Origin of the sequence: Microbacterium mangrovi, from assembly GCF_000802305.1 — a bacterium.
GTDB lineage: Bacteria > Actinomycetota > Actinomycetes > Actinomycetales > Microbacteriaceae > Microbacterium > Microbacterium mangrovi.
Genome location: NZ_JTDK01000014.1, coordinates 1 through 25203, shown reverse-complemented (window position 1 = coordinate 25203; position 25203 = coordinate 1). Strand labels below are relative to the sequence as shown.

The following is a 25203-nucleotide window of genomic DNA, read 5'->3' as shown; positions in this document are numbered from 1 at the left end:
TGGACCCGAGAGGCCGTAATGAGCACTGACAACGCAGGCGCATCGATGATGCCGGCGCGTGGCACCGCCATGCAGCCGCAGAAGGCCGGAGACAACACGCTCACGCACGTGATCGAGACGCTGCTGGACAAGGGCCTGGTCATCAACGCCGACATCGTGGTGTCGGTGGCCGGGGTGGACCTCCTCGGCATCCGGATCCGCGCCGCTCTGGCGTCCCTGGAGACGGCCGTGCGCTACGGACTGGAGCTTCCTTCGGGAACGGACCGGGACACGATCGCCTGGCAGGAGGCATCCGGCCAGAAGGAGACGTGTCCGGCGTGCGGCAAGCGCGCCCCCCTGCAGCAGCTGCTCGACGAATTCTGCCCCTGGTGCGGCTGGCGCAGCGCCCAGGCGCTCTCCAAAGAGTCCGGGTCGACGGAAGGCTGAGGCATCCTCATGTCACTGTCGTCGCAACCGCCCCCCTCGCCCCTGTCGCCGACGCGCGACCAGCGCGCGACCCTCGGCGCGCTCGTCGACGTGCTGCTGGACAAGGGCGTCTACCTGGACCTCGACCTCATCATCACCGTCGCCGACATCCCACTCATCGGCGTCAATCTGCGCGCCACGATCGCGGGTATGGAGACCCTGCTCGAATACGGCCTGATGCGGGAGTGGGACGAAAGAATCCGAGCGGAGGCGCACGATGACCCTGCACGTGGATGAGGGAAGCCTCAAGAACGGCGTACTCACGCTCGTCGTCACCCTCGTCGAAGTGATCCAGGAAGCCCTGGAGACCCAGGCCCTGCGGCGGATCGAGGGGGGCACCCTGACCGAAGAGGAGCAGGCCCGGCTCGGCGATGCGCTGCTCGAGCTCGACGAGGCGATGGAGCAGATCAAGAACGATCACGGCATCGCCCAGTCCGTGGCCGATCTGCACGCCGGCCTCGACGATGTGGTCGACGATCTGATCGAGAGGCTCCTCCATCCGGAAGCGACCCTTCGAGACCGCGCCCGGGCCGGCCGAGTGCAGGCGCCGGATCCGGCCTCACGGGACCTCCCGGACTGGCTCGGGAAGGGATTCCGGGGCGAGCGATGACCGACGCCGCAGCATCCGGACTCTACCTCTACGCCGTCTTTCCGGAGCCGGCCGAGACGCCGTCGCTCGGGGTCGGCATCCGGGACGCACCGCTGCGCGTCGTCTCGGCAGCCGGTCTCGCGGCAGTGGTGCACGACAGCGACGTGGCGCCGCTCACCGGTGCCGATGCCGACGTCAAGAAATGGATCGTGCAGCACAGTGAGGTCGTGGAGCGCGTCTGGGCGCTCGCCGACACGGTGCTGCCGGCCGGATTCAACGTGATCGTGGCGCCGGGCGAGGACGAATCGGCCGAAGAGCGCCTGCGCGGATGGCTGAGCGATTCCGCGGCATCCCTCATCGCACGGCTCGACGCCCTTACCGGCCTCGTCGAACTGCGGGTCGAGATCGCCCTCGACCAGCACGTCGTGGCACAGGGCGACTCCAACGTGACGGAGTTGCGCACCGCGATGGCCGGGCGCCCGCCCGGGGTTCGGCGCCTGCTGCAGAAGAAGCTCGACATCCTCGAGCGCGACGCGGCCGACCGGCTGGCGAACGATCTGCACCCCAAGTACCGCGCACGACTGGCCGAGCACTGCGAGGACCTGGTGGAGAACCGCCGCGCCCACCCCCCGAAGGGGTTCGTCTCCGTGCTCACCGTGGCGCTGCTCGCCGATCGGGAAGCCGTGGAGTCCGTCGGGTCGGTGCTCGCCGCGATCCGCAGCGAGCAGCCGGCGGCCGAGGTGAGCTTCATCGGTCCGTGGCCGCCGTACTCCTTCACCGACTCGCTCGGCGAGGCCTGGACCCGCACCTCGAGCCCGTAGTCCGTCGTGCGTGCGCGGGGCCGCTCAGCTCAGGATGTCCTTGGTCGTGAACCGGGTGATGGCGAAGCCGCCGAACACGATGATGTAGCCGAGCTGCAGCACGATGTTCTGGCCGTACGAGTCGAACACGATGGGGCTGCGCAGCAGGTCGGCGAACCCGAGCCAGTAGTGCGTCGGCAGATACGCGTGGATGGCGTCGAACTGCGGCAGCTGGTCGAGCACCTGCGACACCCCGGCGATGACGACGGTCGCCGCCATCGCCCCCACCGGCATCGAGGTGAGCGTGGAGATGAACAGGCCGATGGCGCACAGCCCGAGCAGCGAGATCGACGCGTAGCCGGCCAGCAGCATCACGCGGCCGAAGGCATCCCCCACGCTCACCGTGTCGCCCGACAGCAGCGTCACCGGGCCCATCGGGAACAGCGCGGCTCCCGCCGCCACCCCGCCGATCACGATCGAAAGGAGCGCCGCCGCGACGAACACGCAGCTGGAGACGAACTTCACCGCCAGCAGCCGTACGCGTCCGACCGGCGCGATCAGCAGGTACCGCAGAGTTCCGAGGTTCGCCTCGCCCGCGATCGAATCCCCCGCGACGACCCCGACCGTCAACGGCAGGAACAGCGGGATCGACACCGTGATCGCGGTGAAGATCACGAACAGCCCGTTGCCGGTGATGTCCCCGAGGAACGCGGGTCCGCGGCCGCGCGACCCCGCACCGGTGAGTCGGACGGCGATCGCGATGAGCACCGGCACGAGGGCGAGCGCCACGAGCATCACGATCGTGCGCCACCGCCGGAACATCGTGGCCAGCTCCGATCCGAACAGCGCGAACGGGCGGCGTCCTGCCCGGGCGGTCGTGCGGGCCGAGAGGGATGCCGCGGCCGCCGTGTCATCCGTCGACATCGAATCCCTCCCCCGTCAGCTCCACGAATCGTTCCTCCAGGCTCGCGCCCGTCACCGCGATCCCGCGCACCCGCACGTCGTCGGCGACGAGCGCGGCGGTCACCGCCTCGACGGCCAGCGCCGCCGGGAGGGCGGCATCCAACTCGTCCGCGGTCGCCCGCTCGGCGACCATCCCGAGCCGGTGCAGGGTGGCGGCGGCGGCATCCGGGTCGGGCGTGCGCACGCGAACCCGCGGGGCTGACTCGGCGCGCAGGTCGTCGAGGGTGCCGGCGGTGACCAGGCGCCCGGACCGCATCACCGCGACGTGCGTGCACACCTGCTCGATCTCGGTGAGCAGATGACTGGAAAGGAACACCGTCGTCCCGTCGGCGGCGAGGGAGCGGATGAGCGACCGGACCTCCCGCGTGCCCTGCGGGTCGAGTCCGTTGGTGGGCTCGTCGAGCACGAGCAGATCGCGCGGCCCGAGGAGCGCGGCGGCGAGGCCCAGCCGTTGCTTCATGCCGAGCGAATACGCGCCCGCGCGCTTGGTCGCGGCCGCGCCGAGGCCCACGCGATCGAGGGCGCGGTGCACCCGCTCGCGGCGGGTCGCCGCCCGCGAGGTCGGGTCGGCCGCGTCGAAGCGGGCGAGGTTCGCGGCCCCTGACAGGAACGGCGCGAACGCCGGCCCCTCCACGAGCGCCCCGACCCGGGGCAGCACCGCGGACAGCCCGCGCGGCAGCTCGTCGCCGAGGAGCCGGATCTCGCCCGCCGTCGGCGCGGCGAGGCCGAGCAGCATCCGGATCGTCGTCGTCTTGCCCGATCCGTTGGGGCCGAGGAAGCCGAACACCGAGCCGTACGGCACGTGCAGGTCGAGGCCGTCGACCGCGGCGCCGTGACTGCGCCCGAAACGCTTGGTCAGCCCGCGCGTGACGATCGCGGCCTCCGCGGGCGCGGCCTTCGCGGGCGGGGCGTTCACTTGGCCGCGGCGAGAAGCGTCGCGGCCGGGACGGCACCCGCGTACACGGTTCCGTCGTCGCGCAGGTAGACGGTGAACAGGGAGGTCTGCAGGATGCGGCCGCCGTTCACCCTCTGCGTGAGCTCCCCGAGCAGGGCGCTGCCGTTCGCACCGAGACCCGCCGTCGCCTGTGCGGACAGCTTGCCGGCGGGCACCTTGACGACGGTGGTCCAGCCGGTGCCGATCACGGTGGGCTGAGGCAGGCCCGCCTTGTCGACCGGGGCCTTCTTCGGCAGGTCGCCGGGCAGCGAGACCTGCTTCACAGTGGTGCCGTGCGGGGGTGTGAACGCGAACACGCTCGCGGCGGGACGGCCGGTGTCGAACGACGAGAACGCGACGCTGATCGCCGGAGTCGACTGGTGACGGGCATCCACCCGGACCGCCAGCGGCACCCCGGTCTGCGCATCGACGGTCACGACGACGTCGCCGACGAGCGTGGCCGTCGTCTTCGGGGCGAGGCGCAGCAGGTAGACGCCGCGACCGAGGTCCGTGCCGGTCGAGACGGTCACGTCGGTGCTCGGCTGGATGGACGCGATCATCCGGTCGGCGAGGGCCGCCGGGGTGGCATCCTGCGGCATCCGGCCCTTGGCCTGCGCTGCCGACGCGGAAACGTGGGTGGCGGTGTGGTGCGAGGCGTCGTACGTCCACATCGACGTGCCGTCGTGGATGAGGTCGCGCTCGCTGAGCGTGTCGAGCAGCTGCACGCGCTGCCTGGTCTGCCCGTCGACGTACACCTTCGCGGTGTGCGAACCGGTGACCAGCTGCAGGACGGATGCGGCATCGAATCCGCCGGACGCCGACGGCTTCTGCATCGACACGGGCAGCTGCGGCAGACCGAGGTCCGAGGACTGCTCCACCGTTCCGGAGTAGTGCGCGCCGTGGCTGTGGGCGATGAGGGTGAGCACCTCGGCCGCGGTCTTGTCCGGCGGCGCGCTCGCGGCGTTGGCCATCGTCGGGATCAGGATGCCGCCGGCGACCACCACCGCGGGCGCCACGATCGCGGGGATCCAGGCACGCTTGAACGTCATCGGGACACCTCTTCCACGGGCCGCTGCATGTCGCGAGTGTAGGCGCGTTCGCGTGGCATGGGCTGAGTGTTCGCTTCGGCTTCCCGATGGCCGGTGTCGGCGCACCTCTCGATATCCGGGTGCGGGCAGTGGCACAATCGCTCGCATGGGCCGCCCCGGGCGCCCGGGGAGGGGACACCACCATGACAACCATCCGAGCGGCCATCACCCAGACCACCTGGACGGGCGACAAGGAGTCGATGCTCGACAAGCACGAGCAGTTCGCCCGGGATGCCGCGGGGCAGGGCGCGCAGGCCGTCTGCTTCCAGGAGCTCTTCTACGGCCCGTACTTCGGGATCGTGCAGGACAAGAAGTACTACCGGTACGCGGAGGCGGCGGACGGCCCGATCGTGCAGCGCTTCGCCGCCCTGGCGAAGGAGCTCGGCACGGTCATGGTGCTGCCGATCTACGAGGAGGCCGAGACCGGGGTCTACTACAACACGTCGGTGCTGGTGGATGCCGACGGCACGGTGCTCGGCACCTACCGCAAGCACCATCTCCCGCACCTCGACCGCTTCTGGGAGAAGTTCTACTTCCGTCCCGGCAACCTCGGCTATCCGGTGTTCGAGACCGCCGTCGGCCGGGTCGGGATGTACATCTGCTACGACCGGCACTTCCCCGAAGGGTGGCGCGAACTCGGGCTGAACGACGCCCACCTGGTGTTCAATCCGAATGCCACCAAGCCCGGCCTCTCCAACCGGCTGTGGGAGGTCGAAGGGCCGTGCGCGGCCGTCGCGAACGGATACTTCGTGCTGCAGCCGAACCGGGTGGGCCGCGAGGACAACGAGTTCGGCGAGGATGCCGTCTCCTTCTACGGCACGAGCCAGATCATCGACCCGCGCGGCAACTTCGTCGGCGAGCGCGGTTCGAGCGAGCACGAGGAGGTGCTGGTGCGCGACCTCGACCTGGACATGGTGCAGGAGATGCGCGACGACTGGCAGTTCTACCGAGACCGCCGACCCGACTCGTACGTGAGGATCGCGAAGCCATGACCACGACGCTCATCACCGGCGGCACGGTCGTCAACGCGACCGGCACGGGCCAGGCCGACATCCTCATCGACGGCGAGACGATCGCGGCGGTGCTCGCGCCCGGCTCGACCCTGCTCGGGCACGACCTGGCATCCAGCGTGGACACCGTCGTGGATGCCGCCGGCAAATACGTCATCCCGGGCGGGATCGACGCGCACACGCACATGCAGATGCCGTTCGGCGGCACCGAGGCATCCGACACGTTCGAGACCGGCACCCGCGCGGCGGCGATCGGCGGCACCACGTCGATCGTCGACTTCATCGTGCAATACCCCGACCAGAACGTCCTCGACCAGTACCACGCGTGGCACGAGAAGGCCGCCGGCAACTGCGCGATCGACTACGGGTTCCACCAGATCCTCTCCGACGTGCAGGACTCGTCGCTGACAGCGATGGACGAGCTCGTCGCGGAGGGCGTGACCAGCTTCAAGCTGTTCATGGCGTACAAGGGCGTGTTCCTGTCGGACGACGGGCAGATCCTGCGCGCGTTCCAGCGCGGGGCCGAGAACGGCGCGGTGATGATGATGCACGCCGAGAACGGCGCCATGATCGACGTGCTCGTCAAGCAGGCACTGGATGCCGGGCACACGTCGCCGTACTGGCACGGGATGACCCGTCCCTGGCAGGCCGAGGAAGAGGCCACGCACCGGGCGATCATGATCGCCGACCTCACCGGGGCGCCCCTGTACGTGGTGCACGTCAGCGCGAAACAGGCCGTCGATCAGATCGCCGCCGCCCGTGACCGCGGCATGAACGTGTTCGGCGAGACCTGCCCGCAGTACCTCTACCTGTCGCTCGAGGAGCAGCTCGGGGCGTCCAGCGACGAATGGGGCGACTTCGAGGGCGCGAAGTGGGTGTGCTCCACGCCGCTGCGCTCGCGCGCCGAGGGGCACCAGCACCACATGTGGCAGAGTCTGCGCACCAACGACATCCAGATGGTCTCCACCGACCACTGCCCGTTCTGCATGAAGGGCCAGAAGGACCTGGGCCTCGGGGACTTCTCGAAGATCCCCAACGGCATCGGCTCGGTCGAGCACCGCGTCGACCTCATGTACCAGGGGGTCGTCACCGGGAAGATCTCGCTGCCGCGGTGGGTGGAGCTGATCTCCACCACCCCGGCGCGCATGTTCGGACTGTACGGGCGCAAGGGCGTCATCCAGCCGGGTGCCGACGGCGACGTCGTCGTCTACGACCCGAACGGGCACACGTCGATCGGGGTGAACAAGACGCACCACATGAACATGGACTACTCCGCGTGGGAGGGCTTCGAGATCGACGGGCACGTCGACACGGTGATCTCCCGCGGCCGGGTCATCGTGGACGACGGCGGATACCGGGGACGCGCCGGCGACGGGCAGTTCCTCAAGCGCGGCCTGTCGCAGTACCTGATCTGAGGAGACGGACCATGGACTTCGGCGTCGTCGTGCAGGTGAATCCGCCCGTTCCGCGCATCGTGTCGCTGGCGAGGCTGGCCGAGGAGCACGGCTTCGCGGCGTTCTGGACCTACGACTCGCACATCCTGTGGCAGGAGCCGTACGTCGTGCACGCGCAGATCCTGGCCGCCACGACGCTGATCAAGGTCGGGCCGATGGTCACCAACCCGGCCACCCGGGACTGGACGGTCACGGCATCCACGTTCGCGACGCTGAACGCGTCGTTCGGCAACCGGACGATCTGCGGCATCGGGCGCGGCGACTCGGCGGTGCGCGTCACCGGCGGCAAGCCGACGACCCTCGCCGAGCTGCGGGAGGCCGTCCATGTGATCCGGGAGCTGGCGAACTCGCGCCCGGTGGAGATCAACGGGTCGACCATCCGGTTCCCGTGGAGCCGCGGCTCGCAGCTGGACGTGTGGGTCGCGGCCTACGGCCCGCTCGCGCTCAAGCTCACCGGCGAAGTAGGCGACGGGTTCATCCTGCAGTGCGCGGATCCGGATGTCGCCCGGTGGATGATCGCGACCGTCCGGCAGGCCGCCGAGAGCGCCGGGCGGGATCCGGATGCCATCACGTTCTGCGTCGCCGCCCCGTTCTACGTCACCGACGGGACCGCGGCGGGGCGCGCCCACGCCCGGGACCAGTGCCGCTGGTTCGGCGGGATGGTCGGCAACCACGTCGCCGACATCGTCGCCAAGTACGGCGCCGACAGCGAGGTGCCGCACGCCCTCACCGACTACATCAAGGGTCGCGAAGGCTACGACTACAACGAGCACGGCCGCGCCGGTAACACCCACGTCGACTTCGTGCCCGACGAGATCGTCGAGCGGTTCTGCGTCATCGGATCGGCGGAGGACCACAAGGCCAAGCTCGAGGAGATGAAGGCGATCGGCGTCGACCACTTCGCCGGCTACCTCGACCACGACAACAAAGAGGAGACGCTGCGCGTCTACGGCGAGACGGTGATCCCCGCCCTGCGCGACCCGATCATCGCGAAGGTGTGAGGGGCGCGTCGGACCCGGCCGAGGGCGGCACCCGTTCCCGTCGCGGCGCCGCGCGGGATGCTCGCGAGCGCCCGATTCGTGAAGCACGACCGAATCCACCTCGACGACGTGTTCCGACATGTCGATCGTGCCTCACGAAGCGTTATCAGCCGCCCGATGTGGCCGTCCGCGGATCCTTGCGACTGTCCATTTCCTGTCGGAGACGTCTTACTTGAGTGCGAAGACGCACATTCGCGACGATAGCCAGAATGAGGGCCGCAATTGCGATGATCGTCGGTGCAAACTCGATGAACAGGCCAGCATATACGAGAGATGTATTCATGTCTCACTCGCTTCCAAACGGGTTAGTAGTTCGACGTGACCTTTGCCGAACTCGAAGACACACTGAGCAACAGGTACGGGTTGCTCGATCCAACGCCCGCCGGGAAGTTGCAGCTGGCGCGCATCTGCACCTTTGTCGACGTGACTCCGGCGAGGCTGGTTTTGGCGCATGAAGCTCCGCTCGACTGCAGATCCCAGTCCCAGCTGTTCGCGAGTTGGGCGCCCGAACCGCGTGACCACCGCTGGTAGTTTGCACGGAAGCTCATGTAGAGCACGGCGGAGTCTTTGGAGATCTTGCAGTTCGAGTACGACGCTACGCCTGTGCTCAGCAGGTACTTGCAACCGGAGATGCCTGCAATCTGTGGCGAGATGCCACCAGATGCGTTCGAAGGGACCGTCGGCCTTTCGACCGACGTCACCGACACCGAGCCGTCGGCGTAGACATCGCGCGTGAAGTCGGTGATGCCGACCCGGAAGGTCTCGATGCTGACAGGAGCCGCATCTGTGAAGCTGTCGAACTGCTCGCCCGCAGCCCACTTCGCGAAGAGCCCGGCTCGCGCGGCGCCAGCCACGCCCACTCGGTCGAAGCCAGCGTTGAGGTCGGCGACGACGCTGTCCGAGATCCCGGGATACTCCGTGATCTCGGACGATCCGTTGGGCGCCGAGTCGGCGAATGCCGGGGTGGCGATGCCACCGAGGAGAAGGGCAGCAGAAGCCGCGATTGCGGCCTTACGGAAGACTCGAATTGCCATGTCTCTTCCAATCTCAATCTTCGTTGATCCGGCCGCATCGTCACGACCGACACGTCGAAACTAAACTCGAGCAGCGCCCGGTTCGTGTGTGAACGGCCTCAGTGAGTAGTAGATCAAGGTCTTTGAGTAGCGAATCGACGCTATTGAGTGCTGAAACCGGAGAATTGAGTAGTCGACGGGCAAAACCGTGAGAGCGACCGCCCAGCCGAAGCCGGGCGGTCGCGTGCAACCGGTCGGATCGGCGGAGGACCACGTGGCCAAGCTCGAGGAGATGAAGGCGATCGGCGTCGACCACTTCGCCGGCTACCTCGAGCGGGGTCCCGGCATCGCGGCCTCGCAGGCGGACGGATGGCGGGACGACGAACGGATGGCGGGCGATCCGGCGGCGAGTCGGCCGCCAGAAGGGCAGACCGCCGCCATCCGTGCAGTGGCGTCCGAGCGGCCTACGCCTCGCCGAGCAGCAGCCGGATCGCGTGCTCGGGGCTGAGCGTCCGGTCGAGCAGGCGGCCCTGCCGGTACCGGGTGAACACGCGAGGATCGATGTAGCTGCTGCGGGCGACCGCCGGGGTGTTGCCCAGGGAGCCGGCCACCGACCGGACGGCGGCGACCTCGGCGCGGTGCCGGGCGCGGGATGCCTGCTCGACGCCCGTGCGGGACAGTTCGTCGGCGGCGAGGATGGTGCCGCGCAGCGTGCGGAAGTCCTTCGCGGTGAAGGGACCGCCGGTCAGCCGGTGGACGTACTCGTTCACCTCCGCGGGCCGGAGGGCGACCCGCCGCCGTCCGTCCTGGTGCCAGAGCAGCGGCGACCTCGGCGCTCCCGCTCCCAGCAACCCGAGCGCCGCGGCGAGGTCCTCGTCGTCGATCTCGATGTGCGCCCGCTGCCCGCTCTTCGCCGGGAAAGACAGCGTCACCACGGATCCGTCGACCGCGGCATCCCGACGCCGCAGCGTCGTGAGCCCGCGGCTCCCGTGGCGTTCCAGGTAGCGCGCCGAACCGACCCGGGGCGCGCCCTCGTCGAGAAGGCGGAACGCGATGGCGAGCGCGTGGTCGCGGTCGGGGTCGTCGCGGCGGAGGTCCCGGGTGACGATGGCCCGGGCGCTCGGCAGGGCCTCGGCCAGCGCGAGCGCCCGGGCGAACTTGCCGCGGTCGCGGGCCGCCCGCCACCGCGGGTGGTACAGGTACTGCTGTCGGCCGGCGTCGTCGGTGCCCACCGCCTGGATGTGGCCGCGCTCGTCGGCCGAGATCCAGACGTCCTGCCAGGCGGGCGGGATCGCGAGCGACCGGACGCGGCGCCGCTGGGTCTTGGGGACGTCGCCCCCGTTCTCCTCAAGGTACCGGAACCCCCTGCCCGCGCGCACCCGCCGGTATCCCGGGTCGACGCGGGGCCGCACCCGCACGAGTCTCGCCACGGCGCCTCCGTTTCTTCGTCCGGGCATTCATCCACGTGCCGGGGATGCTGTCAACCCCGTCGCCCTCGCTGCCGCGATCCCGTACCCTCGCTCTTGATGCCAGGAAGGGAGCCGTCATGACCAACGCGAACCCGAACTTCCCGCTCGTTCCCTCGGACGATGACGAGTCCGAGCACGCGACCAAGGAGGTCGACGGCGAGAAGGTGCTGGACCCGGATGCCGACCCCGACCTGATCGACAGCGCCGAGGCGGACCGGCTGGCCGCCGAGGAAGACGACCGCGACAAGCCGTGACCGACATGGTCCCGCGCTGCCCGGGAGACAGTTCGATCGCCTTCCTGTCCGAGGGCTACCTGTTCGGCCGCCGCCGGTTCGACAGGTGGAACAGCGACGTGTTCGCGTGCCGGCTCGGCGGCCGGCGCACGATCGTGCTGCGCGGGCAGGATGCCGCGCGCTGGTTCTACGAGGAGCCGCGCCTGAGCCGCGTGGGCGCGATGCCGACCTCCGTCGTGCACTCGCTCCAGGACGAAGGCAGCGTGCAGGCCCTGTCCGGCGCGGAGCACCGGGCACGCAAGTCCCTGTTCCTGCGCACGTTCGGACACGAAGGACGCCTCTCCCTCGCGGAGCGTTTCTCACAGCACTGGGATCAGGCCGCCGAGGCGTGGAACCAGGGGAGCATCATGCTCCTCGACGAGGTGAGCGCGGTGCTCACCCGGGCCACGCTGGACTGGCTCGGCATCGCGGTGACGCCGGACCAGGAGGCGGAGCGCACGCGGGAGCTGCAGGCGATGATCGACGGCGCCGGCTCGTTCGGTCCGCGCAACTGGCGGGGCCGGACGCTGCGCCGACGCACCGAGGCGTGGGCTGCGGCCGTGATCGAGCAGCGGCGGGCGCTCGGTGCCGCGTCGAACGGCGCCCCGATCGATGTCATCGCGGGCTGGGAGGACGCCCCCGGGCAGCCCCTGCCGGTGGATGTCGCAGCCGTCGAACTGCTCAACGCATTGCGCCCGGTGGTCGCGATCGCCCGATTCGTCGTGTTCGCCGCCCTCGCCCTGGCGCGGTGGCCCGAGTGGCGCGCACGGGTGCTCACCGAGCCGTCCGCGCGGGCGGCCTTCGCCGCCGAGGTGCGCCGATCCGCCCCGTTCTTTCCGGTGGTCGCCGGACGGCCGACCGAGGTCCTGAACTGGAACGGCGTCCGGTTCACCCCCCGTGAGCGCGTGCTGCTGGACCTGTTCGCGACGAACAGGCATCCCGGCGAGTGGCCCGATGCCGACCGCTTCGACCCGGCACGCTTCATCGGCGGCGACAGCGCCCGCCGCATCGTGGCGCAGGGCGGCGGCGACAGCGCCCGCCGCATCGTGGCGCAGGGCGCCGGCGACATGGTCGACGGGCACCGCTGCCCGGGAGAGCCGTCGACCGAGACGATCCTCGAGCTCGCCGTCACGAAGCTCGCATCCGGGGACTGGCTGTTCGTCGAGGGGATGCCGTCCGTCGACCTCCGCCGCATCCCCGCCGATCCCGGCGTGCGCCCTGTGCGCGTGCACTGGAAGGGCTGAGCGCAGGGCGCCCTGAGCCTGTCGAAGGGCAGGACCGCCCGCCGCGACGAATGCCCTTCGACAAGCTCAGGGCGCCGTGGCGGGGCAGGCTCAGGGCGCCGTGGCGGCGAGGAACTCCGCCTGGGCGAGCCACTGGTGGGCCTGGCCGCCCTCGTGGTCGTTGTAGCGGTAGACCGAGATGTCGCTCGGGCCGGCGTAGTGGTTGTAGGCGGCGAACACGGTGGACGGCGGGCACGTCTCGTCCATCAGCGCGACCGAGAACAGGGCGGGGGCGGTCGCCCGCTTCGCGAAGTTGGCGCCGTCGAAGTACGACAGGGTGTCGAGCACGCGCTCTTCCGCCCCGCGATGCACCGCCAGGTACTGCACGACCTCCTGATACGGGAAGCGGTCGGTGAAGCCGACGGCGCGCTCGAAGTGGCACAGGAACGGGACATCCGGCATCGCGGCGACCAGGCCGTCGCTCAGCGCGGCCGCGGCGAGGGTGATGCCGCCACCCTGGCTTCCGCCGCACACCGCGACGCGGGCGGCATCCACCTGGGCGAGCGTGCGGACGGCATCCACCGCGCGCACCGCATCGGTGAACACGCGCCGGTAGTAGTAGTCCGCGGGATGCTCGATGCCGCGCGTCATGAAGCCGGGCGACGACGGTCCGGTGCCGTGCGGGTCGGGAGTGCCGCCGCCGGCACCCCACCCCGAGCCCTGGCCGCGGGTGTCCATGAACAGGTGCGCGTACCCGGCCGACGCCCAGGCGAGGTGCTCGCTGGGCAGACCACGCCCGCCGCCGTACCCGTTGAACTCGACGACCGCCGGCAGGGGGCCTTCGGCACCGGCCGGCAGCAGCAGCCAGGCCTTGATCGGGTCGCCGGCGAAACCCGGAAACGTCACGTCGAACACGTCGACGGTGCGCAGCGGCGAGTCGACCCGCTCCACTTGCAGCTCGCCGCCGGCGGCCCGCGCCCCGGCGATCGTGTCCGCCCAGAACGCGTCGAAGTCGGCGGGCTCGCGGATCTCGGGCCGATATTCGCGCAGTTCGGGCAGGGTCAGGTCGATACGGGGCATGGCGGCTTTCCGGTCGGGGCGGGGGACTCCGTCAGTCTGCCGTGAGCAGGGCCACCGCCGGAAGATCCGGCTCGGCCCAATCCAGCAGCCCGAGGTCATCGGGCGTCATCCAGACCAGGCGATCGTGGTCGGTGCTGCCAGTCGGCGCCGGCCCGGTCAGCCGCGCGCGCAGGCACATGAGGCGGATGACCCGGCCGCCGACCCGGGTGTCGTCCGTCGTCAGCTCGTCGCCGATCTCGATGTCGACGCCGAGCTCCTCGCGGATCTCACGGCGCAGGGCATCGGCCGCCGACTCCCCCGGTTCGATCTTGCCGCCGGGGAACTCCCACCGACCCCCGGCATCCTTCTCGGAACGGCGTCGGCACGCGAGCACGTGCGGACCGTCGAAGATGACGGCCGCGACCACGTGCAGAGGATGCTGCTCGTCCGGTTGCGCCGCCACCACAAAAAGGTAGCGGACGCGGCACCCCGAATGCCGCGTCCGCTGTTTCCCTTGCTTCCCCTTGTCGCGCCCGCGAGGTCTCCGACTGCGAGGAGAGACCTGCGGGACGCGAGCCTAGACCCTGCGGCTTCCCGTGATCACCCGGACAAGCCAGACGATCAGCGCGATCACCAGCAGGACGATTCCTACCCAGAGCAGGAAGTTGAGTGCGTGCACCACGCCTCCGGTGATCAAGGCGATGACCGCGAGGATGGCGATGATGATGAGCAGGATGTTCATCTCGACTCCTTTCTGCTCGATGACTGCAACACTACGGTCAGGGGTGCCGCACCCGGAGGGGGTTGACAACTCCGTGATTTCTTGAGTAGCGATGTCCCACGTGGTTTCCAGGACTCGGCGCAACAATGGCTTTCCGCCCGGGCAGCGCACCCTCCGTCGCGCGCGCCCGAGCGCCGGGGAGGAGAACAGCATGAATGCCACGAGTCGTGCCGGGCCGACACCCGACGGTCGTGAAACCGGCCGCCCGGCCACGGCACACGCCGAATCGGGTGCCGGCGACCCGCACCTGGTGATCTCCAGCGAGGGCATCCGCCATTCGTTCGCACTGACGGCCGCTCACGTGCGGATCGGTTCGGCGCGCGACTGCGAACTGCAGCTCGACGGCATCGACGATGTGCACGCCGAGATCGTGCACGACGCGGATGACGAGTTCCTGCTCGTGCTGCGCGGTCCCGCTGCGGCGAGCGAAGCCCTGTCGCCGATCACCGCGCGGACCGAGGCCGAGGTGCTGCGCACCGGCGCGCAGTTCGTGCTCGGCCCGTGGCGGTTCGTCTTCGTGCGCGCGGAGTTCGCCGACAGCCGCCGGATGTCGGCCGGCCGGGAGTACGGTGAGGGCACGCACCCGCAGCCGCAGGGCGCCCCGCCCGGCTACACGCGGCTGCACCCGACATCAGAAGACAACGCACGCGCACGCGCGACCCACGAAACCCGAACGGAGGAATGAGATGGGTGTCATCTACTACGGGGGCGGCGAGACGCCGATCTACATCGAGGATCGCGCCCTCGCGCACCTCAAGATCGTGATCGCGACCAAGCTGCGTCGTCGCGAGAGCTTCACACTGTCGTGGCGGCATCCGGACGACCAGCCGCGCGGACGCACGACGATCTGGCTGCATCCGTCGATCCCCCTGCGTTTCGTCTTCGACGAGCCGGAGGCGCCCCAGCTGAGCCGCAAGTGGATCGAGGAGCTCGCGCACTCCGCGAACACGTCGGGCGGCATCCAGCTGGTGCCCGAGCACATGGACGCAGCCCCCCTGCAGATGCCCGACGAGCCGCCACTCGAGCTGGGTGCGGCCGATGAACCGGCGGATTCGGAGGAGCCGGAGGGGTCCGAGGACGAAACGGTCATCGCCGCCGGGGCCTCGCCCGTCACGCCGACGATGTTCGTCCCGTTCGACAAGGAGCCCGAGGAGGAATAGTGCCCAGACGCGGTGCCCATCTGTCAACCCCCTGCCCAGAGTTCTTGACGGCACTTTGACTGACACGGACACCGTGGAGGGGAGCAATAATGACCACCGCGCAGGACATCATGACCTCGGCGCCGCAGTGCATCGGTGAGAATCAGACTCTGGTGGATGCCGCCAAGGCCATGGACCTCTTGAGCGTGGGCGCGCTGCCGGTGTGCGGCGAGGGACGCACGGTCATCGGGATGCTGACCGACCGCGACATCGTGGTGCGATGTCTCGCCCAGAATGGGGACCCGTCCACGATGCGGGCGGGCGACGTCGCGCAGATCCCGCTGGTCTCGGTCGAAGCCGACGACGATGTGAGCGAGGTGCTTCGGGCCATGAGCGCCAACAAGCTGCGGCGCCTGCTCGTCACGAGCGGCCAGAACCTCGTGGGCATCATCAGCCAGGGCGACGTGGCCCGATGGGTGCCACCGGAGGATGCCGGCGCGACCGTCGCCCACATCTCCGAGTAGAGGGACTCCGGGTCCGCGAGCGCGCCGCCCGCGGACCCGGTCACTCTCCCGAAGGCGACTCAGGGGACGATGCTGATGGCGCTCTCGGGCAGCTCATCCAATTCGTTCTCGGCGGGCTCGGACACCACATACAGCCCGGACGGCGAGTTGGCCGTCATGGCGAGGGCGTCGATCCACGCGCGGTTCAGCGCCGGCTGACGGCTGCCGGAGAACTTGTAGACGATCGAGACACCGGGGTGCACCCAGACGGTGGTGCGGCCACCGCCGACACTGAGGTCTTCCCGCCAGGTGAAGTGGAACGCCTCGCCGCGGCGCAGCTTCGCGCCGATCACGACCATCAGGTGAGCGAGCACCCGGTCGTCGAACGTGACCTTGACCGACTGGTCGTACACGAATTTGCCCACGTGCCATCCTTTCTCCGGGTCGTCCGAAGTGGTGACATCAACTCACATCGTCCCGTCCGATGCAATATTCGTCCCCGCGACCGGACAGAAACAGTCCGTGTCCGGCCAGATTGCGACGCGGTTCGAGGAATCCGTCGACGACGGGGCTGACTCCGTCGAACAGCAGTGCCTCGATCAGCTCGTGGTCGTGGAACGATTCGACGTGGACGACGGGCTGGGCGATGCATCCCAGGACAGCGTGGAGTGCCGGGGCGGTGTGGGCGCTCAGCGGAAGACCCTCCGCGGTGCACTGGGCGGCGGCGTTCAGAAAGCCGGTGACTCCGCCGCAGCGCGTGGCATCCGCCTGCAGGGTGTCGACGGCCCCGGCCCGAATCATGTCCCGGAAGGATGCCGGGGTGTCGGCGTACTCCCCCGCCGCGATGCGCATCGGGGCCGGGCTGCGGTCGCGGATCAGGTGCAGGCCGACGAGATCGTCGCTGGACACCGGCTCCTCGAACCAGGTGACGCCGGCATCCGCATGCACCCGCTCGGCGAGCGCGATCGCGGGCTTTCGTTCGAGGGCCCCGTTCGCGTCGATGAACAGCTCCACGTCGTTGCCGATCGCCGCCCGCGCCACCATGACGCGCCGGCAGGCGGCGGTGACATCGCTGCCGATCTTCATCTTCACCGCGGTCATGCCCGCCGTCGCCCACCCCTCGAGCTGGTGGGCGAGCTCGTTGTCGGTGTAGTCGGTGAACCCGCCGCTGCCGTAGGCGCGCACGCGCGACCGCGCGGCCCCGAACAGGTCGATGAGGGATGCCCCGAACAGGCGTGCACGCAGGTCGTGCAGGGCGACGTCCATCGCCGACACCGCCGCTCCCGCGATGCCGTGCCGGCCCATGTTGCGCACCGCCCGGGCCATCGCCCACAGGGTCGCCGTGGTGTCGCAGGCATCCGCGCCGAGCACGACGCCGGCCAGCGTGTCGCGCACGACGGTCTGCGCGGCGGACGACGTGTACGAGTACCCGAGGCCGCGCTCGTCGCCGGCGTGCACCTCGACGACGAGCACGTCGGTGTGGTCCCAGCGTGCGGTGCCGTCGGTCTCGGATCGCGGCTGCCCGCCGAGCGTCGTCGGGATGCGGTAGCTGCGCACGTGCACGCGCGAGATCCGCGCGCGCGGTTCGGCCATCGCGTCAGCCATCGCTGTGCCCGACATGCAGCACCCCCTTGACGCGCTGCACCGCTTCGGTGGCGAGTGCCCGCGCGGAATCCTTGATGACGTCCTTCTCGAACGGGTCGCCCTGCAGCAGCGCCTTGCCGACGTTCTTCGTGTACTCCTTGGTGATGTGCGGCGGCAGCGGCGGCACGTTGCGGCTGACGTACGCGTCGATCAGGGTGACGCCGCCGGTCGCGAAGGCCGTGTCCAGCGCCTCCTCGATCTGGTCGTCGCGGTCCACGCGGATGCCCTGGAATCCGAGCAGCCGCGCGAAGCCCGCGTAGTCGACCGACTCGACGTCCTGCGCGCCGCGCCACACCGGGTCGGCATCCTCGGTGCGCATCTCCCAGGACACCTGGGCGAGGTCGTCGTTGTGCATGACGAGCACGACCAGCTGCTGGTTCTGCCACTCCCGCCGGTACTTGCGGACCGTGATCAGCTCGTTCATGCCGAGCATCTGGAACGCGCCGTCGCCGATCGTGCACACGACCGGCCGATCCGGGAATGCGAACTTCGCCGCCACCGCGTACGGCATCGACGCCATCATGGTGGCCAGGCGCCCGGACAGGTCGCCGCGCATCCCCCGGCGCAGGCGGATGTGGTGTCCGTACCAGTCCGCCGTGGTGCCGGCATCCGCCGTGACGACCGCCCCCTCGGGAAGCCGCGAGTTCAGCTCGTGGAAGACGCGACGCGGATTGGCGCCGTCGCCGTATTCGACGAGCGCCTGCGCGGTCATCTCGTCCTCCCACTCGGTCATCTCCTGGGCGACCTTGTGCTGCCACGCCCGATCGTGCTTCTCGTGCAGCAGCGGGATCAGCGCCTGTAGCGTCGCGCCCACGTCGCCCCACAGGTTGACCTCGGTCGGATACCGCAGGCCGAGCTGCTCGGGCCGCAGGTCGATCTGCACGGCCCGGGCGCTGCCGCTGGGCGGCAGGAACTCGCCGTACGGGTAGTTGGTGCCGAGGAGCACGAGCGTGTCGCACTTCGCGACCTGGTGCAGGCTCGGAAGCGAGCCGAGAAGGCCCAGCTGCTGCGTGTGGTGCGGGACGTCGGAGGGGATGACGTCCTTGCCGCGCAGGGCCGTGATGATCCCGGCGCCGGCGAGGTCCGCCGCCCGCAGCACCTCGTCGGTCGCGCCGGAGGCCCCGGCCCCGACGAGGAACGTCACCCTCTCGCCGGCGTTGATGACGTTCGCGGCCTGCTGCAGCTGGTCGCCGGGCGGGACGACGCGTCCGGATGCCGCCACCGAGCTGGACCGCGACACCCAGTGCGCGCGCGGCGGCTCCGGCGCGGGCATCGCCTGCACGTCGTGCGGCAGCACGATGACCGCCGGCTGCAGGCGCAGCCGAGCGGTGCGGAAGGCTGTGTCGACCACGGCTTCGACCTGCGCCGGACTCACGATGGTCTGCACGTAGCAGGCGACGTCCTGGAACACGCGCTCGAGGTTGTTCTCCTGCTGCGTCGCCGTGCCGAGCGCCGCGAGTCCCTGCTGCCCGACGATCGCGACCACCGGCTGGTTGTCCATCTGCGCGTCGTACAGCCCGTTCAGCATGTGGAACGCCCCGGGGCTGGAGGTCGCGACGCACACGCCCACCTCGCCGGTGAACTTGGCGTACGCGGTCGCCATCAGCGCGCAGATCTCCTCATGGGTGGGGCGCACGTAGTGCAGTCCCTCGCCGGTGCGATCGTCGGCTCCGAGCGCCCCGTCGAAGGCGCCGATGCCGTCGCCGGGGAATCCGAAGATGCGGGTCACCCCCCACTCCTTGAGCAGTTCGATCACGAGATCGCTGACTGTCCTGGTCATGATGTTCCCCTTCTTTCCGGCGTCGGATCGGCCGCGAGCCGGTCCGCGGCGCGTGCGGCGATCGCCATGATGGTCAGCGCCGGGTTGGCGCTGCCCTGCGTCGGCAGCACGCTGCCGTCGGTGATGAGCAGGTTCGGAACGGCGAAGGCCCGGCAGTCCCGGTCCACGACGCCCTCTTCGGCGCTCGCGCCCATGCGGGCGCCGCCGACGAGGTGCGCGAACCGCTGGATCGTCATCGTCTCGGTCGCCCCGGCCGCGTGCAGGATCTCCTGCATGACCCGCTCGGCGGCCTCCACGTTGCGTCGGTCGTTGTCGCACTGGCTGTATGCGAAGTGCGGAATGCGCAGGCCGTCCGGCCCCTCCCGGTCGGTGAGGGTGACCCGGTTGTCGGCCAGCGGCAGGAACTCGCAGAGCGCGCCGAGGCAGGCCCAGTGCACGTAGTCCGACATCCGCTCGCGCATATCCGCACCCCAGTGCCCCTGGGCCATGACGTGCTCGGCCCACGTGATCGGCAGCGGGGACACGTTCTGGATGCTGAATCCGCGTTTGAACGGGCGGGACGGGTCGGTCTCGTAGAACTGCTCGGTGCTCACCTCGGGCGGCGGCGCTTTGAACATGCGGATCTCCTGCTCGAACCGGCCGCCGGTCTGCGGGGCGCCCTGCACCATGACGTACCGGCCGACGAGGTCGTGGTCGTTGCACAGGCCGTCCGGGAACCGCGCCGACGTGGAGCTCAGCAGCAGCCGCGGCGTCTCGATCGAATAGCCGGCGACGATCACGATGCGCGCCCGCTGGAAGTACTCGTGGCCGTCGTGCTGGTACCGGACGCCGGTGGCGAGGCCCGTGCGCCGGTCGATCTCGATGCGGGTCACCATGCAGTCGGCGCGCACTTCGGCGCCGTGGGCGAGGGCATCCGGAAGGTGCGTGATGAGCGGCGACGCCTTCGCGTTCACCTTGCACCCCTGAAGACAGAAGCCGCGGTAGATGCAGTGCGGGCGGTTGCCGAACCGGCCGTTGGAGATCGCGACGGGACCCACCTCGGCGCGGATGCCGGCGCCCTCCGCACCCCGCTGGAAGACCTCGCCGTTGCCGCCCACCGGATGCGGACGCTGCGGATAGCCGTGCGGGTCGCCCCACGGCCAGTGCGCCCCGGCGACGGGAAGTTCCTGCTCGAGGTCGACGTAGTAGGGGCAGAGGTCGTCGTACGCCAGCGGCCAGTCGGCGCCGACGCCGTCGAGGGTCTGCGTGCGGAAGTCGCTGGGATGCAGCCGCGGCATGTACCCGGCGAAGTGCACCATCGACCCCCCGACGCCGCGCCCGGAGTTGTTGGATCCGAGCGGCACGGGGTCAGAGCCGCCGATCTGGCGCGGCTCGGTCCAGTAGAGGTCGTGCGATCCGGCCTCGTCGCTCACCCAGTCGGTCTCGGGGTCCCAGAACGGGCCGGCCTCGAGCGCCGCCACCCGCCAGCCGTGTCGGGCGAGGCGCTGCAGCATCGTCGCGCCGCCCGCGCCGGCGCCCACGATGACGGCATCCAGCTCCTCCGCGTCGGAGTAGCGACGCATCCCCTCCAGGAGTTCGGCGGGGATGCCGCCGTGCGCGTCGAGCAGCCACGCCGACTCGTTGCGGGCGCGCACGCTCATCGGCGTCCCTCCGGGCCGGTGCCGGACGACTCGCTGCGGGCATCCGGCATCTCCATCCCCTCCAGCCGGTCGATGCCGAGGTTGCGATAGCCGCGCGGGTAGGCGGGGCCGTCGAACCCGATCTCCGCCCAGGCGGCGGGATGCGAGTAGAACGCGGTCGCGGCGTACCGGGTCCACAGGCTCCACAGCGCTGCCGGCGGCAGATCGTGCCACCGCTCGTGGGGCCAGGTGCGCACCGTCTCGATGAGGTCGCGCTGATCCTCGTCGCTCATCGCCGCGAACGAGACGGAATGGCGGTCGCAGGCGTCGGCATCCAGCCCGGCCAGGCTCTGCCGCCATGCCTGGCGATCGGGCGGCATGGTGTCGAAGTACCAGCCGTCGGTCTGGTCGTGGGCGAGCCGGTCGTCCACCATCTGCACGAGCGGGATGTGCTGACCGGCGGGCCCCGGCGGCTGCCCCATCAGGTGATCGAGGAGGGCCGCCGCCGTGCGGCGCTCCGCCCCCGTGAAGAACCGCGGCACGGGCGGCTCCATCCGCCGTCGGATCGCCATGCGGGTGTCATCGTCCCACTGGCGCTGCGCATTCAGGGGGTCGAACCCGGGAAAGCGGGGCTCACGCTCGACGGGGCGGTCGAGGCTCATCGTTCCCGCCTCAGGATCGCGGCGAGCACGCCCATGCCGCCCACCAGGGTCACCAGCAGGGGTGCGAACAGCGGCGGCCCCATCTCCATGTTGTAGCGGAAGTTGCGCCAGCCGCCGGGTTTCTGCGAGATGCCCCGGGCATGGAGGTAGGTGCCGTGCAGGCCGTTGGCGATCACCAGGACGGATGCCGCCGGCAGCACCGTCTTGGCCGCTCCCCTGCGGAAGAATCCGGCGGTCGCGGCGACCGCCTCCACGGGTCCCAGGGCGATCGGCAGCCACATCCACGGGTCGCCGAAGCTCGCCTTGTCGTGCTCGAAGAAGATCTCGGCCGTCGTGACGAGGGCGCCGGCGGCCGCGCATGCCGACATGGTCCGTTCGAACCGGCCGTGCCGGACGTCCTCGATCAGCCGCGCGGGGGCTGCGACCACGGGGGGCTCTCTGCGGAGGAATCGGGGCATCCGGATCATGTCTTTCCCTCTCACCCGACGATGCGGAGACGGCGTCTCGTGGCGAAACGCGGTCGGCAGCTTCGCCGACGCGGACATCACAGACATGGAGATCCCTCCCTTTCCGAACGGTGGTCTGCCCGAGCATGCGCGGGATCGCCCGGACGGTCGCCCCCCTTGACATCCACGGCGAACGACTCCATCCGCCCGCACGTCGGCCGTCGCGGCGAGCCCGCTAGCACCGGTGCCGCCGTCGCGGCAAGCCCCTCCCGTTGCACGGGCGACCGGGGGCATCCTCGGATCGTCGAAAGGGAATCAGGATGTCCGGTCCGCTCCACCTGCACGGAATCCGCGCCGTCGCCGACGACGGGGCGGATGCCGGTGCGCCGGCGCATCCGCGGCATCCGGCCGCTCTCCTTCCGGCCGCCCGGGTACCCGACGCGGTGCGGTCGCTCACGACCGCGGGAAGCACCACCGTGTTCGTCAGCGGATGCTTCGACCTGCTGCACGCGGGCCACGCCGCACATCTGGTGCAGGCCAGCACGCTCGGCGACACCCTCGTCGTCGGACTCCACGACGATGCCTCGGCCGCGCGCCGGGCCGGCCCCGGCCGACCGGTCGACTCCCTCGTCGACCGGGCACGGGTGGTCGGCGCGTTCGGCTGCGTCGACTTCGTGGTGGTGTTCGCCGACGACACCCCTCTGCGGCTTCTCGCGGCCCTCCGACCCGTGATCTACGCGAAGGGCGGCGACTACGCCGGCGAGCGCCTGCCCGAGATGGACCTGGTGGAGCAGTACGGCGGGCAGGTGCGCATCCTCGACTACTTCGCCGACGAGTCGCCGGGATCCCTCGTCGAGCGCATCGCCTGGAACGCCCACGACGAGGCCCGCACCGCCGCGCGCGGCACGTCCTGAGCCGGCCGTGGGCGGGATTCCAGGCGCTGTCAACCCCCGTGCGTGGCCGGACGGCCCTCCTTAGCGTGGGCGGTCTCGATCGAAAGGACGGTGACCGATGTCTCCGACACCCGACGACAGCGAAGCACTGCAGGACGGCGATGTCGAGACGCTGTCCGAGCGCGGCTACTGGGTGACCCGCGTGGTGGGCGATCCGAGCCACGAACTGAGCTTCTCGGACTACGACGAGGCCGTCACGATGGGACGCGCGCTCGCCGAGGCTGCAGGATCGCGGCACATCGTGCCCGCCGACCGCTTCCACAATCCGGTCCCGCCGCCGGGAATCGCGACCGGACGGATGCCGGCGACCACCGACGGCCGCGGCCTGCCGTTCGACAACCCGTCGGGCTGAGCCCGCGGGTCGACACCGCAGCGGGCGACGGGGGCCTCCACCCCCGTCGCCCGCTGCCGTCAGTGGTTGCGGATCAGGTCGATCAGCTGCCCCTTGTTCTTGCCCGAGTAGCCGTTGATCCCGAGTTCCTTCGCGCGCGAGCGCAGCTCCGGCACCGTCCGCTCGTCGAGGTTCTCGGCATCCCCACCGCGGCGGCCGACCTTCGAGCGGCCGTCCCGGGCGGCGGCGTTCGAGACCCGCGCCGCCTTCTCCTTGGATGCGCCCTCCCGGCGCATGCTCTCGTACATCTCCTCGTCCTTGATGCTGTTGCTTCCGCGTCGTCCAGGCATGGTGTCTCCTCTCCGATTCCGTGACGGTAGGCGACCACCTGCCGGCTCTGAAGGGGGTTGACAGCCAGCGCATCGTGCCCGGAGGCATCCCTGCCACAGCATCCGGACCCGGTCAACCCCCTCAGCCGGGCGACCGCCGCCGGTTACGTTGGCCGTCCGATCGAGCAAGGAGGAGACCATCATGCTCAGTACCGTCACCGCCGTGACCGACGTGGCGGCCCCGATCCGGGTCGCCTACGATCGCTGGACCCAATTCGAGGACTTCCCCGACTTCATGCGGTCCGTGAACTCCATCGAGCACATCGACGACCGCACGCTGCGCTGGGACGTCCAGGTCGGCGGCACGTCCCGTCAGTTCGTCGCCGAGATCGTGGACCAGGTGCCCGACGACCACATCGAATGGACGAGCCTCGACGAGCCGCTGCACCACGGGCGGGTCGATTTCGAACCCATCGACGCGGATCACACGCGCGTCTCGCTGCAGATGGCATGGCAGCCGCAGTCCTTCATCGAGAAGGCCGGCGCCGCCGTCGCGGTCGACGACGCGGCCGTGCGCCGCGACCTGCAGAACTTCAAGGAACTCGTCGAGCAGGAGGGTGCGACCGGCGCCGGCTGGCGCGGCGAGATCCACGAGACCGACGTGCTGCCGCCGTCGGATCCGTCGCACGGCTACGGCACCGTCCTGGAGCACCCGGAGCTCGGCGATCCCACCGATCCCGACTCCCCGTCGCATCCCGGCATCCGCTGACGTGCAGAAGGCGGGTGCGGTCCTCTCGGGCCGCACCCGCCTTCGTCGTGTCAGTCGATGAATTCCGTCTGCGCGGCGACGTACTGCACGTCGGCGTCGCTCAGGACGGATCCGGGCGCGACAGTCGCGCCGGTGATCCGCTCGATCTCCTCGATGACCTCCGGGGCGAGCGGATGCGCGGGTCGGATCAGCACCGCATGACGGGCCGTGATCGTCAGGTACGGCCACCACGTGTGGATCGCCGGGAGCTCGTTCTGCTGATCGCTCATGTCGTCCTCCTCACAGCCGATGATCAGCCCGACGCCCGTGAAACCGGGAGGACCTTGACAGGCCGCCGTGCGGTTGATCCACGAAACGCGTCTGCGGGTGAGAGGAACCTTAATCCCCTTGCGCTTTGCGGATAGACCGTGGAGCGTCGAAAGCAGACCAGAAGGTCGGCAGCATCCGGGCCAACGCCTCCGTCACCCGCTGTCGACGAGTAAGAGCGGAAGCACCTGAGGAGCTTCCCGTGGGAAAGCTGACGTACGACCATGATCTCAGGGTCGAATTCGAAGACCGGCTGCTGCTCCACCTGCAGCAGGTGATCAGCAACAAGCTGCGCCGCGATGAGCCGTTCCTGTTCACGTGGCGCGACGAGCCCAGCCTGGGCGACGGGCGCACAAGCGTCTGGATCCACGCGCACGTCGCGCTGACGTACAAGTACTACGGCAGCCGGCGTCCGAGCCTCAACCGCAACTGGCTCGAGGCCCTCGGCTACACCGCGAACACCCCCGAGGGGCTGCACGTCGTCCCGGAGCCCGCGGACGACGCACTGGACCGGATCGAGGCGGAGTGACGGCGGGGCGGATGCCGGAACCCCGTGCATCCG

Annotated in this window: 32 protein-coding genes and 1 pseudogene; 17 read left to right on the top strand and 16 right to left on the bottom strand. The window is 69.9% G+C overall.

The features are described from left to right. Window positions 1-18: 18 nt before the first annotated feature. The 4 genes from LK09_RS22140 to LK09_RS14320 are packed head-to-tail and all read left to right on the top strand — an operon-like array spanning window position 19 to window position 1875. On the top strand, window positions 19-426 hold the full coding sequence (locus LK09_RS22140) for a gas vesicle protein (RefSeq protein WP_269430940.1): 408 nt from the start codon (window positions 19-21) through the stop codon (window positions 424-426). A gap of 9 nt (window positions 427-435) precedes the next feature. Then, window positions 436-702: a gas vesicle protein gene (locus tag LK09_RS14330; protein ID WP_082008275.1), complete on the top strand. Its 267-nt coding sequence runs from the start codon at window positions 436-438 to the stop codon at window positions 700-702. Continuing rightward, window positions 683-1075: a gas vesicle protein K gene (locus LK09_RS14325; protein ID WP_082008274.1), complete on the top strand. Its 393-nt coding sequence runs from the start codon at window positions 683-685 to the stop codon at window positions 1073-1075. Before LK09_RS14330 ends, LK09_RS14325 begins: the two co-directional genes overlap by 20 nt. Beyond that, the gene (locus tag LK09_RS14320) at window positions 1072-1875 is read left to right on the top strand and encodes a GvpL/GvpF family gas vesicle protein (protein WP_052226805.1); all 804 of its coding nucleotides are present in this window, start codon (window positions 1072-1074) and stop codon (window positions 1873-1875) included. Before LK09_RS14325 ends, LK09_RS14320 begins: the two co-directional genes overlap by 4 nt. Before the next feature lie 24 nt (window positions 1876-1899). Here LK09_RS14320 and LK09_RS14315 read toward each other — a convergent pair whose 3' ends face one another. The 3 genes from LK09_RS14315 to LK09_RS22020 are packed head-to-tail and all read right to left on the bottom strand — an operon-like array spanning window position 1900 to window position 4800. Then, on the bottom strand, window positions 1900-2778 hold the full coding sequence (locus LK09_RS14315) for an ABC transporter permease (RefSeq protein ID WP_052226804.1): 879 nt from the start codon (window positions 2776-2778) through the stop codon (window positions 1900-1902). Beyond that, on the bottom strand, window positions 2765-3733 hold the full coding sequence (locus LK09_RS22025; RefSeq protein WP_039400847.1) for an ABC transporter ATP-binding protein: 969 nt from the start codon (window positions 3731-3733) through the stop codon (window positions 2765-2767). Before LK09_RS22025 ends, LK09_RS14315 begins: the two co-directional genes overlap by 14 nt. Continuing rightward, the gene (locus LK09_RS22020) at window positions 3730-4800 is read right to left on the bottom strand and encodes a LolA family protein (RefSeq protein WP_039400844.1); all 1071 of its coding nucleotides are present in this window, start codon (window positions 4798-4800) and stop codon (window positions 3730-3732) included. The genes LK09_RS22025 and LK09_RS22020 overlap by 4 nt, the downstream gene beginning before the upstream one ends. A gap of 182 nt (window positions 4801-4982) precedes the next feature. Between LK09_RS22020 and LK09_RS14300 the strand changes: the two genes are divergently transcribed. Genes LK09_RS14300 through LK09_RS14290 form a run of 3 tightly spaced genes read left to right on the top strand, consistent with a single transcriptional unit; the run spans window position 4983 to window position 8304 of the window. Beyond that, window positions 4983-5831, top strand: a complete 849-nt coding sequence (locus LK09_RS14300; protein ID WP_039400842.1) for a nitrilase-related carbon-nitrogen hydrolase — start codon at window positions 4983-4985, stop codon at window positions 5829-5831. Further along, a complete protein-coding gene (gene hydA, locus LK09_RS14295; protein ID WP_039400839.1) occupies window positions 5828-7264 on the top strand; it encodes a dihydropyrimidinase in 1437 nt (478 codons plus the stop codon). The genes LK09_RS14300 and hydA overlap by 4 nt, the downstream gene beginning before the upstream one ends. A gap of 11 nt (window positions 7265-7275) precedes the next feature. Next, window positions 7276-8304 carry a TIGR03842 family LLM class F420-dependent oxidoreductase gene (locus LK09_RS14290; protein WP_039400836.1) on the top strand — a complete coding sequence of 343 codons (1029 nt, stop codon included), beginning with the start codon at window positions 7276-7278 and terminating at the stop codon, window positions 8302-8304. Window positions 8305-8648: 344 nt separating this feature from the next. On the opposite strand, the gene LK09_RS14285 is transcribed toward LK09_RS14290, so the two are convergent. Next, window positions 8649-9377, bottom strand: a complete 729-nt coding sequence (locus tag LK09_RS14285) for a hypothetical protein (protein WP_039400833.1) — start codon at window positions 9375-9377, stop codon at window positions 8649-8651. 187 nt (window positions 9378-9564) lie between these two features. Between LK09_RS14285 and LK09_RS21545 the strand changes: the two genes are divergently transcribed. Further along, entirely contained in the window at window positions 9565-9864 is a 300-nt protein-coding gene (locus tag LK09_RS21545) for a hypothetical protein (RefSeq protein WP_156138829.1), read from the top strand. Here the strand turns inward: LK09_RS21545 and LK09_RS14280 are convergent. Continuing rightward, on the bottom strand, window positions 9821-10786 hold the full coding sequence (locus LK09_RS14280) for a DNA topoisomerase IB (RefSeq protein ID WP_039400831.1): 966 nt from the start codon (window positions 10784-10786) through the stop codon (window positions 9821-9823). The genes LK09_RS21545 and LK09_RS14280 overlap by 44 nt on opposite strands. Window positions 10787-10902: 116 nt before the next feature. On the opposite strand from LK09_RS14280, the gene LK09_RS21785 reads away from it, so the two are divergent. Together LK09_RS21785 and LK09_RS14275 are read left to right on the top strand one after the other, a co-directional pair. Then, a complete protein-coding gene (locus LK09_RS21785) occupies window positions 10903-11079 on the top strand; it encodes a hypothetical protein (protein WP_197061060.1) in 177 nt (58 codons plus the stop codon). After that, a complete protein-coding gene (locus tag LK09_RS14275) occupies window positions 11076-12341 on the top strand; it encodes a cytochrome P450 family protein (RefSeq protein ID WP_052226803.1) in 1266 nt (421 codons plus the stop codon). The genes LK09_RS21785 and LK09_RS14275 overlap by 4 nt, the downstream gene beginning before the upstream one ends. Before the next feature lie 90 nt (window positions 12342-12431). Here LK09_RS14275 and LK09_RS14270 read toward each other — a convergent pair whose 3' ends face one another. From LK09_RS14270 to LK09_RS21780, 3 genes are all read right to left on the bottom strand, one after another. Continuing rightward, window positions 12432-13400 (bottom strand): acetylxylan esterase, encoded by a 969-nt coding sequence (locus LK09_RS14270; RefSeq protein ID WP_039400828.1) that lies wholly within the window; start codon window positions 13398-13400, stop codon window positions 12432-12434. Between the two features lie 31 nt (window positions 13401-13431). Beyond that, window positions 13432-13842, bottom strand: coding sequence for a (deoxy)nucleoside triphosphate pyrophosphohydrolase (locus tag LK09_RS14265; RefSeq protein WP_039401177.1), 411 nt, complete (start codon window positions 13840-13842; stop codon window positions 13432-13434). Window positions 13843-13956: 114 nt separating this feature from the next. Then, complete coding sequence (locus LK09_RS21780; RefSeq protein WP_197061059.1) at window positions 13957-14121, bottom strand: hypothetical protein; 165 nt, start codon at window positions 14119-14121, stop codon at window positions 13957-13959. 190 nt (window positions 14122-14311) lie between these two features. Here LK09_RS21780 and LK09_RS20850 point away from each other — a divergent pair, with 190 nt between their 5' ends. From LK09_RS20850 to LK09_RS14250, 3 genes and pseudogenes are all read left to right on the top strand, one after another. After that, window positions 14312-14845, top strand: a complete 534-nt coding sequence (locus LK09_RS20850; protein ID WP_052226802.1) for an FHA domain-containing protein — start codon at window positions 14312-14314, stop codon at window positions 14843-14845. A 1-nt stretch (window position 14846) separates the two neighbouring features. Next, window positions 14847-15146: pseudogene (locus LK09_RS14255) on the top strand (DUF7882 family protein); the annotation flags it as partial. Between the two features lie 263 nt (window positions 15147-15409). Continuing rightward, window positions 15410-15823 (top strand): CBS domain-containing protein, encoded by a 414-nt coding sequence (locus tag LK09_RS14250; protein ID WP_039400825.1) that lies wholly within the window; start codon window positions 15410-15412, stop codon window positions 15821-15823. 59 nt (window positions 15824-15882) lie between these two features. Here LK09_RS14250 and LK09_RS14245 read toward each other — a convergent pair whose 3' ends face one another. The 6 genes from LK09_RS14245 to LK09_RS14220 are packed head-to-tail and all read right to left on the bottom strand — an operon-like array spanning window position 15883 to window position 21935. Then, window positions 15883-16227, bottom strand: a complete 345-nt coding sequence (locus LK09_RS14245) for a DUF7882 family protein (RefSeq protein ID WP_039400823.1) — start codon at window positions 16225-16227, stop codon at window positions 15883-15885. Between the two features lie 37 nt (window positions 16228-16264). Beyond that, on the bottom strand, window positions 16265-17422 hold the full coding sequence (locus tag LK09_RS14240) for an enolase C-terminal domain-like protein (protein ID WP_039400821.1): 1158 nt from the start codon (window positions 17420-17422) through the stop codon (window positions 16265-16267). Then, on the bottom strand, window positions 17400-19226 hold the full coding sequence (locus tag LK09_RS14235; RefSeq protein WP_039400818.1) for a thiamine pyrophosphate-requiring protein: 1827 nt from the start codon (window positions 19224-19226) through the stop codon (window positions 17400-17402). The genes LK09_RS14240 and LK09_RS14235 overlap by 23 nt, the downstream gene beginning before the upstream one ends. Beyond that, window positions 19223-20866 (bottom strand): GMC family oxidoreductase, encoded by a 1644-nt coding sequence (locus LK09_RS14230; RefSeq protein WP_039400816.1) that lies wholly within the window; start codon window positions 20864-20866, stop codon window positions 19223-19225. Before LK09_RS14230 ends, LK09_RS14235 begins: the two co-directional genes overlap by 4 nt. Next, window positions 20863-21507 carry a gluconate 2-dehydrogenase subunit 3 family protein gene (locus LK09_RS14225; protein ID WP_052226801.1) on the bottom strand — a complete coding sequence of 215 codons (645 nt, stop codon included), beginning with the start codon at window positions 21505-21507 and terminating at the stop codon, window positions 20863-20865. The genes LK09_RS14230 and LK09_RS14225 overlap by 4 nt, the downstream gene beginning before the upstream one ends. Next, window positions 21504-21935 (bottom strand): hypothetical protein, encoded by a 432-nt coding sequence (locus tag LK09_RS14220; RefSeq protein ID WP_039400813.1) that lies wholly within the window; start codon window positions 21933-21935, stop codon window positions 21504-21506. Before LK09_RS14220 ends, LK09_RS14225 begins: the two co-directional genes overlap by 4 nt. Before the next feature lie 338 nt (window positions 21936-22273). Between LK09_RS14220 and LK09_RS20845 the strand changes: the two genes are divergently transcribed. Together LK09_RS20845 and LK09_RS14210 are read left to right on the top strand one after the other, a co-directional pair. Continuing rightward, complete coding sequence (locus LK09_RS20845) at window positions 22274-22867, top strand: adenylyltransferase/cytidyltransferase family protein (RefSeq protein WP_052226800.1); 594 nt, start codon at window positions 22274-22276, stop codon at window positions 22865-22867. 97 nt (window positions 22868-22964) lie between these two features. Further along, window positions 22965-23258, top strand: a complete 294-nt coding sequence (locus LK09_RS14210) for a hypothetical protein (protein WP_039400810.1) — start codon at window positions 22965-22967, stop codon at window positions 23256-23258. 59 nt (window positions 23259-23317) lie between these two features. Here LK09_RS14210 and LK09_RS14205 read toward each other — a convergent pair whose 3' ends face one another. Further along, window positions 23318-23587, bottom strand: a complete 270-nt coding sequence (locus LK09_RS14205; protein ID WP_039400806.1) for a DUF7218 family protein — start codon at window positions 23585-23587, stop codon at window positions 23318-23320. A gap of 181 nt (window positions 23588-23768) precedes the next feature. Between LK09_RS14205 and LK09_RS14200 the strand changes: the two genes are divergently transcribed. Then, window positions 23769-24335: an SRPBCC family protein gene (locus tag LK09_RS14200; RefSeq protein WP_082008272.1), complete on the top strand. Its 567-nt coding sequence runs from the start codon at window positions 23769-23771 to the stop codon at window positions 24333-24335. A 50-nt stretch (window positions 24336-24385) separates the two neighbouring features. Here LK09_RS14200 and LK09_RS14195 read toward each other — a convergent pair whose 3' ends face one another. Continuing rightward, window positions 24386-24604 (bottom strand): hypothetical protein, encoded by a 219-nt coding sequence (locus tag LK09_RS14195; protein ID WP_039400803.1) that lies wholly within the window; start codon window positions 24602-24604, stop codon window positions 24386-24388. 239 nt (window positions 24605-24843) lie between these two features. Here LK09_RS14195 and LK09_RS14190 point away from each other — a divergent pair, with 239 nt between their 5' ends. After that, the gene (locus LK09_RS14190) at window positions 24844-25170 is read left to right on the top strand and encodes a DUF7882 family protein (RefSeq protein ID WP_039400801.1); all 327 of its coding nucleotides are present in this window, start codon (window positions 24844-24846) and stop codon (window positions 25168-25170) included. Window positions 25171-25203: the final 33 nt, after the last annotated feature.

Coding starts and splice junctions, on each gene's coding strand:
- LK09_RS22020 (WP_039400844.1), bottom strand. CDS start 4,800: ATGACGTTCAAGCGTGCCTGGATCCCCGCGATCGTGGCGCCCGCGGTG.
- LK09_RS14200 (WP_082008272.1), top strand. CDS start 23,769: ATGCTCAGTACCGTCACCGCCGTGACCGACGTGGCGGCCCCGATCCGG.
- LK09_RS14285 (WP_039400833.1), bottom strand. CDS start 9,377: ATGGCAATTCGAGTCTTCCGTAAGGCCGCAATCGCGGCTTCTGCTGCC.
- LK09_RS14195 (WP_039400803.1), bottom strand. CDS start 24,604: ATGAGCGATCAGCAGAACGAGCTCCCGGCGATCCACACGTGGTGGCCG.
- LK09_RS14300 (WP_039400842.1), top strand. CDS start 4,983: ATGACAACCATCCGAGCGGCCATCACCCAGACCACCTGGACGGGCGAC.
- LK09_RS20850 (WP_052226802.1), top strand. CDS start 14,312: ATGAATGCCACGAGTCGTGCCGGGCCGACACCCGACGGTCGTGAAACC.
- LK09_RS21785 (WP_197061060.1), top strand. CDS start 10,903: ATGACCAACGCGAACCCGAACTTCCCGCTCGTTCCCTCGGACGATGAC.
- LK09_RS14330 (WP_082008275.1), top strand. CDS start 436: ATGTCACTGTCGTCGCAACCGCCCCCCTCGCCCCTGTCGCCGACGCGC.
- LK09_RS20845 (WP_052226800.1), top strand. CDS start 22,274: ATGTCCGGTCCGCTCCACCTGCACGGAATCCGCGCCGTCGCCGACGAC.
- LK09_RS14205 (WP_039400806.1), bottom strand. CDS start 23,587: ATGCCTGGACGACGCGGAAGCAACAGCATCAAGGACGAGGAGATGTAC.
- LK09_RS21780 (WP_197061059.1), bottom strand. CDS start 14,121: ATGAACATCCTGCTCATCATCATCGCCATCCTCGCGGTCATCGCCTTG.
- LK09_RS14240 (WP_039400821.1), bottom strand. CDS start 17,422: ATGTCGGGCACAGCGATGGCTGACGCGATGGCCGAACCGCGCGCGCGG.
- LK09_RS14230 (WP_039400816.1), bottom strand. CDS start 20,866: ATGAGCGTGCGCGCCCGCAACGAGTCGGCGTGGCTGCTCGACGCGCAC.
- LK09_RS22140 (WP_269430940.1), top strand. CDS start 19: ATGAGCACTGACAACGCAGGCGCATCGATGATGCCGGCGCGTGGCACC.
- LK09_RS14250 (WP_039400825.1), top strand. CDS start 15,410: ATGACCACCGCGCAGGACATCATGACCTCGGCGCCGCAGTGCATCGGT.
- LK09_RS14315 (WP_052226804.1), bottom strand. CDS start 2,778: ATGTCGACGGATGACACGGCGGCCGCGGCATCCCTCTCGGCCCGCACG.
- LK09_RS14325 (WP_082008274.1), top strand. CDS start 683: ATGACCCTGCACGTGGATGAGGGAAGCCTCAAGAACGGCGTACTCACG.
- hydA (WP_039400839.1), top strand. CDS start 5,828: ATGACCACGACGCTCATCACCGGCGGCACGGTCGTCAACGCGACCGGC.
- LK09_RS14290 (WP_039400836.1), top strand. CDS start 7,276: ATGGACTTCGGCGTCGTCGTGCAGGTGAATCCGCCCGTTCCGCGCATC.
- LK09_RS14225 (WP_052226801.1), bottom strand. CDS start 21,507: ATGAGCCTCGACCGCCCCGTCGAGCGTGAGCCCCGCTTTCCCGGGTTC.
- LK09_RS14210 (WP_039400810.1), top strand. CDS start 22,965: ATGTCTCCGACACCCGACGACAGCGAAGCACTGCAGGACGGCGATGTC.
- LK09_RS14270 (WP_039400828.1), bottom strand. CDS start 13,400: ATGCCCCGTATCGACCTGACCCTGCCCGAACTGCGCGAATATCGGCCC.
- LK09_RS14320 (WP_052226805.1), top strand. CDS start 1,072: ATGACCGACGCCGCAGCATCCGGACTCTACCTCTACGCCGTCTTTCCG.
- LK09_RS14235 (WP_039400818.1), bottom strand. CDS start 19,226: ATGACCAGGACAGTCAGCGATCTCGTGATCGAACTGCTCAAGGAGTGG.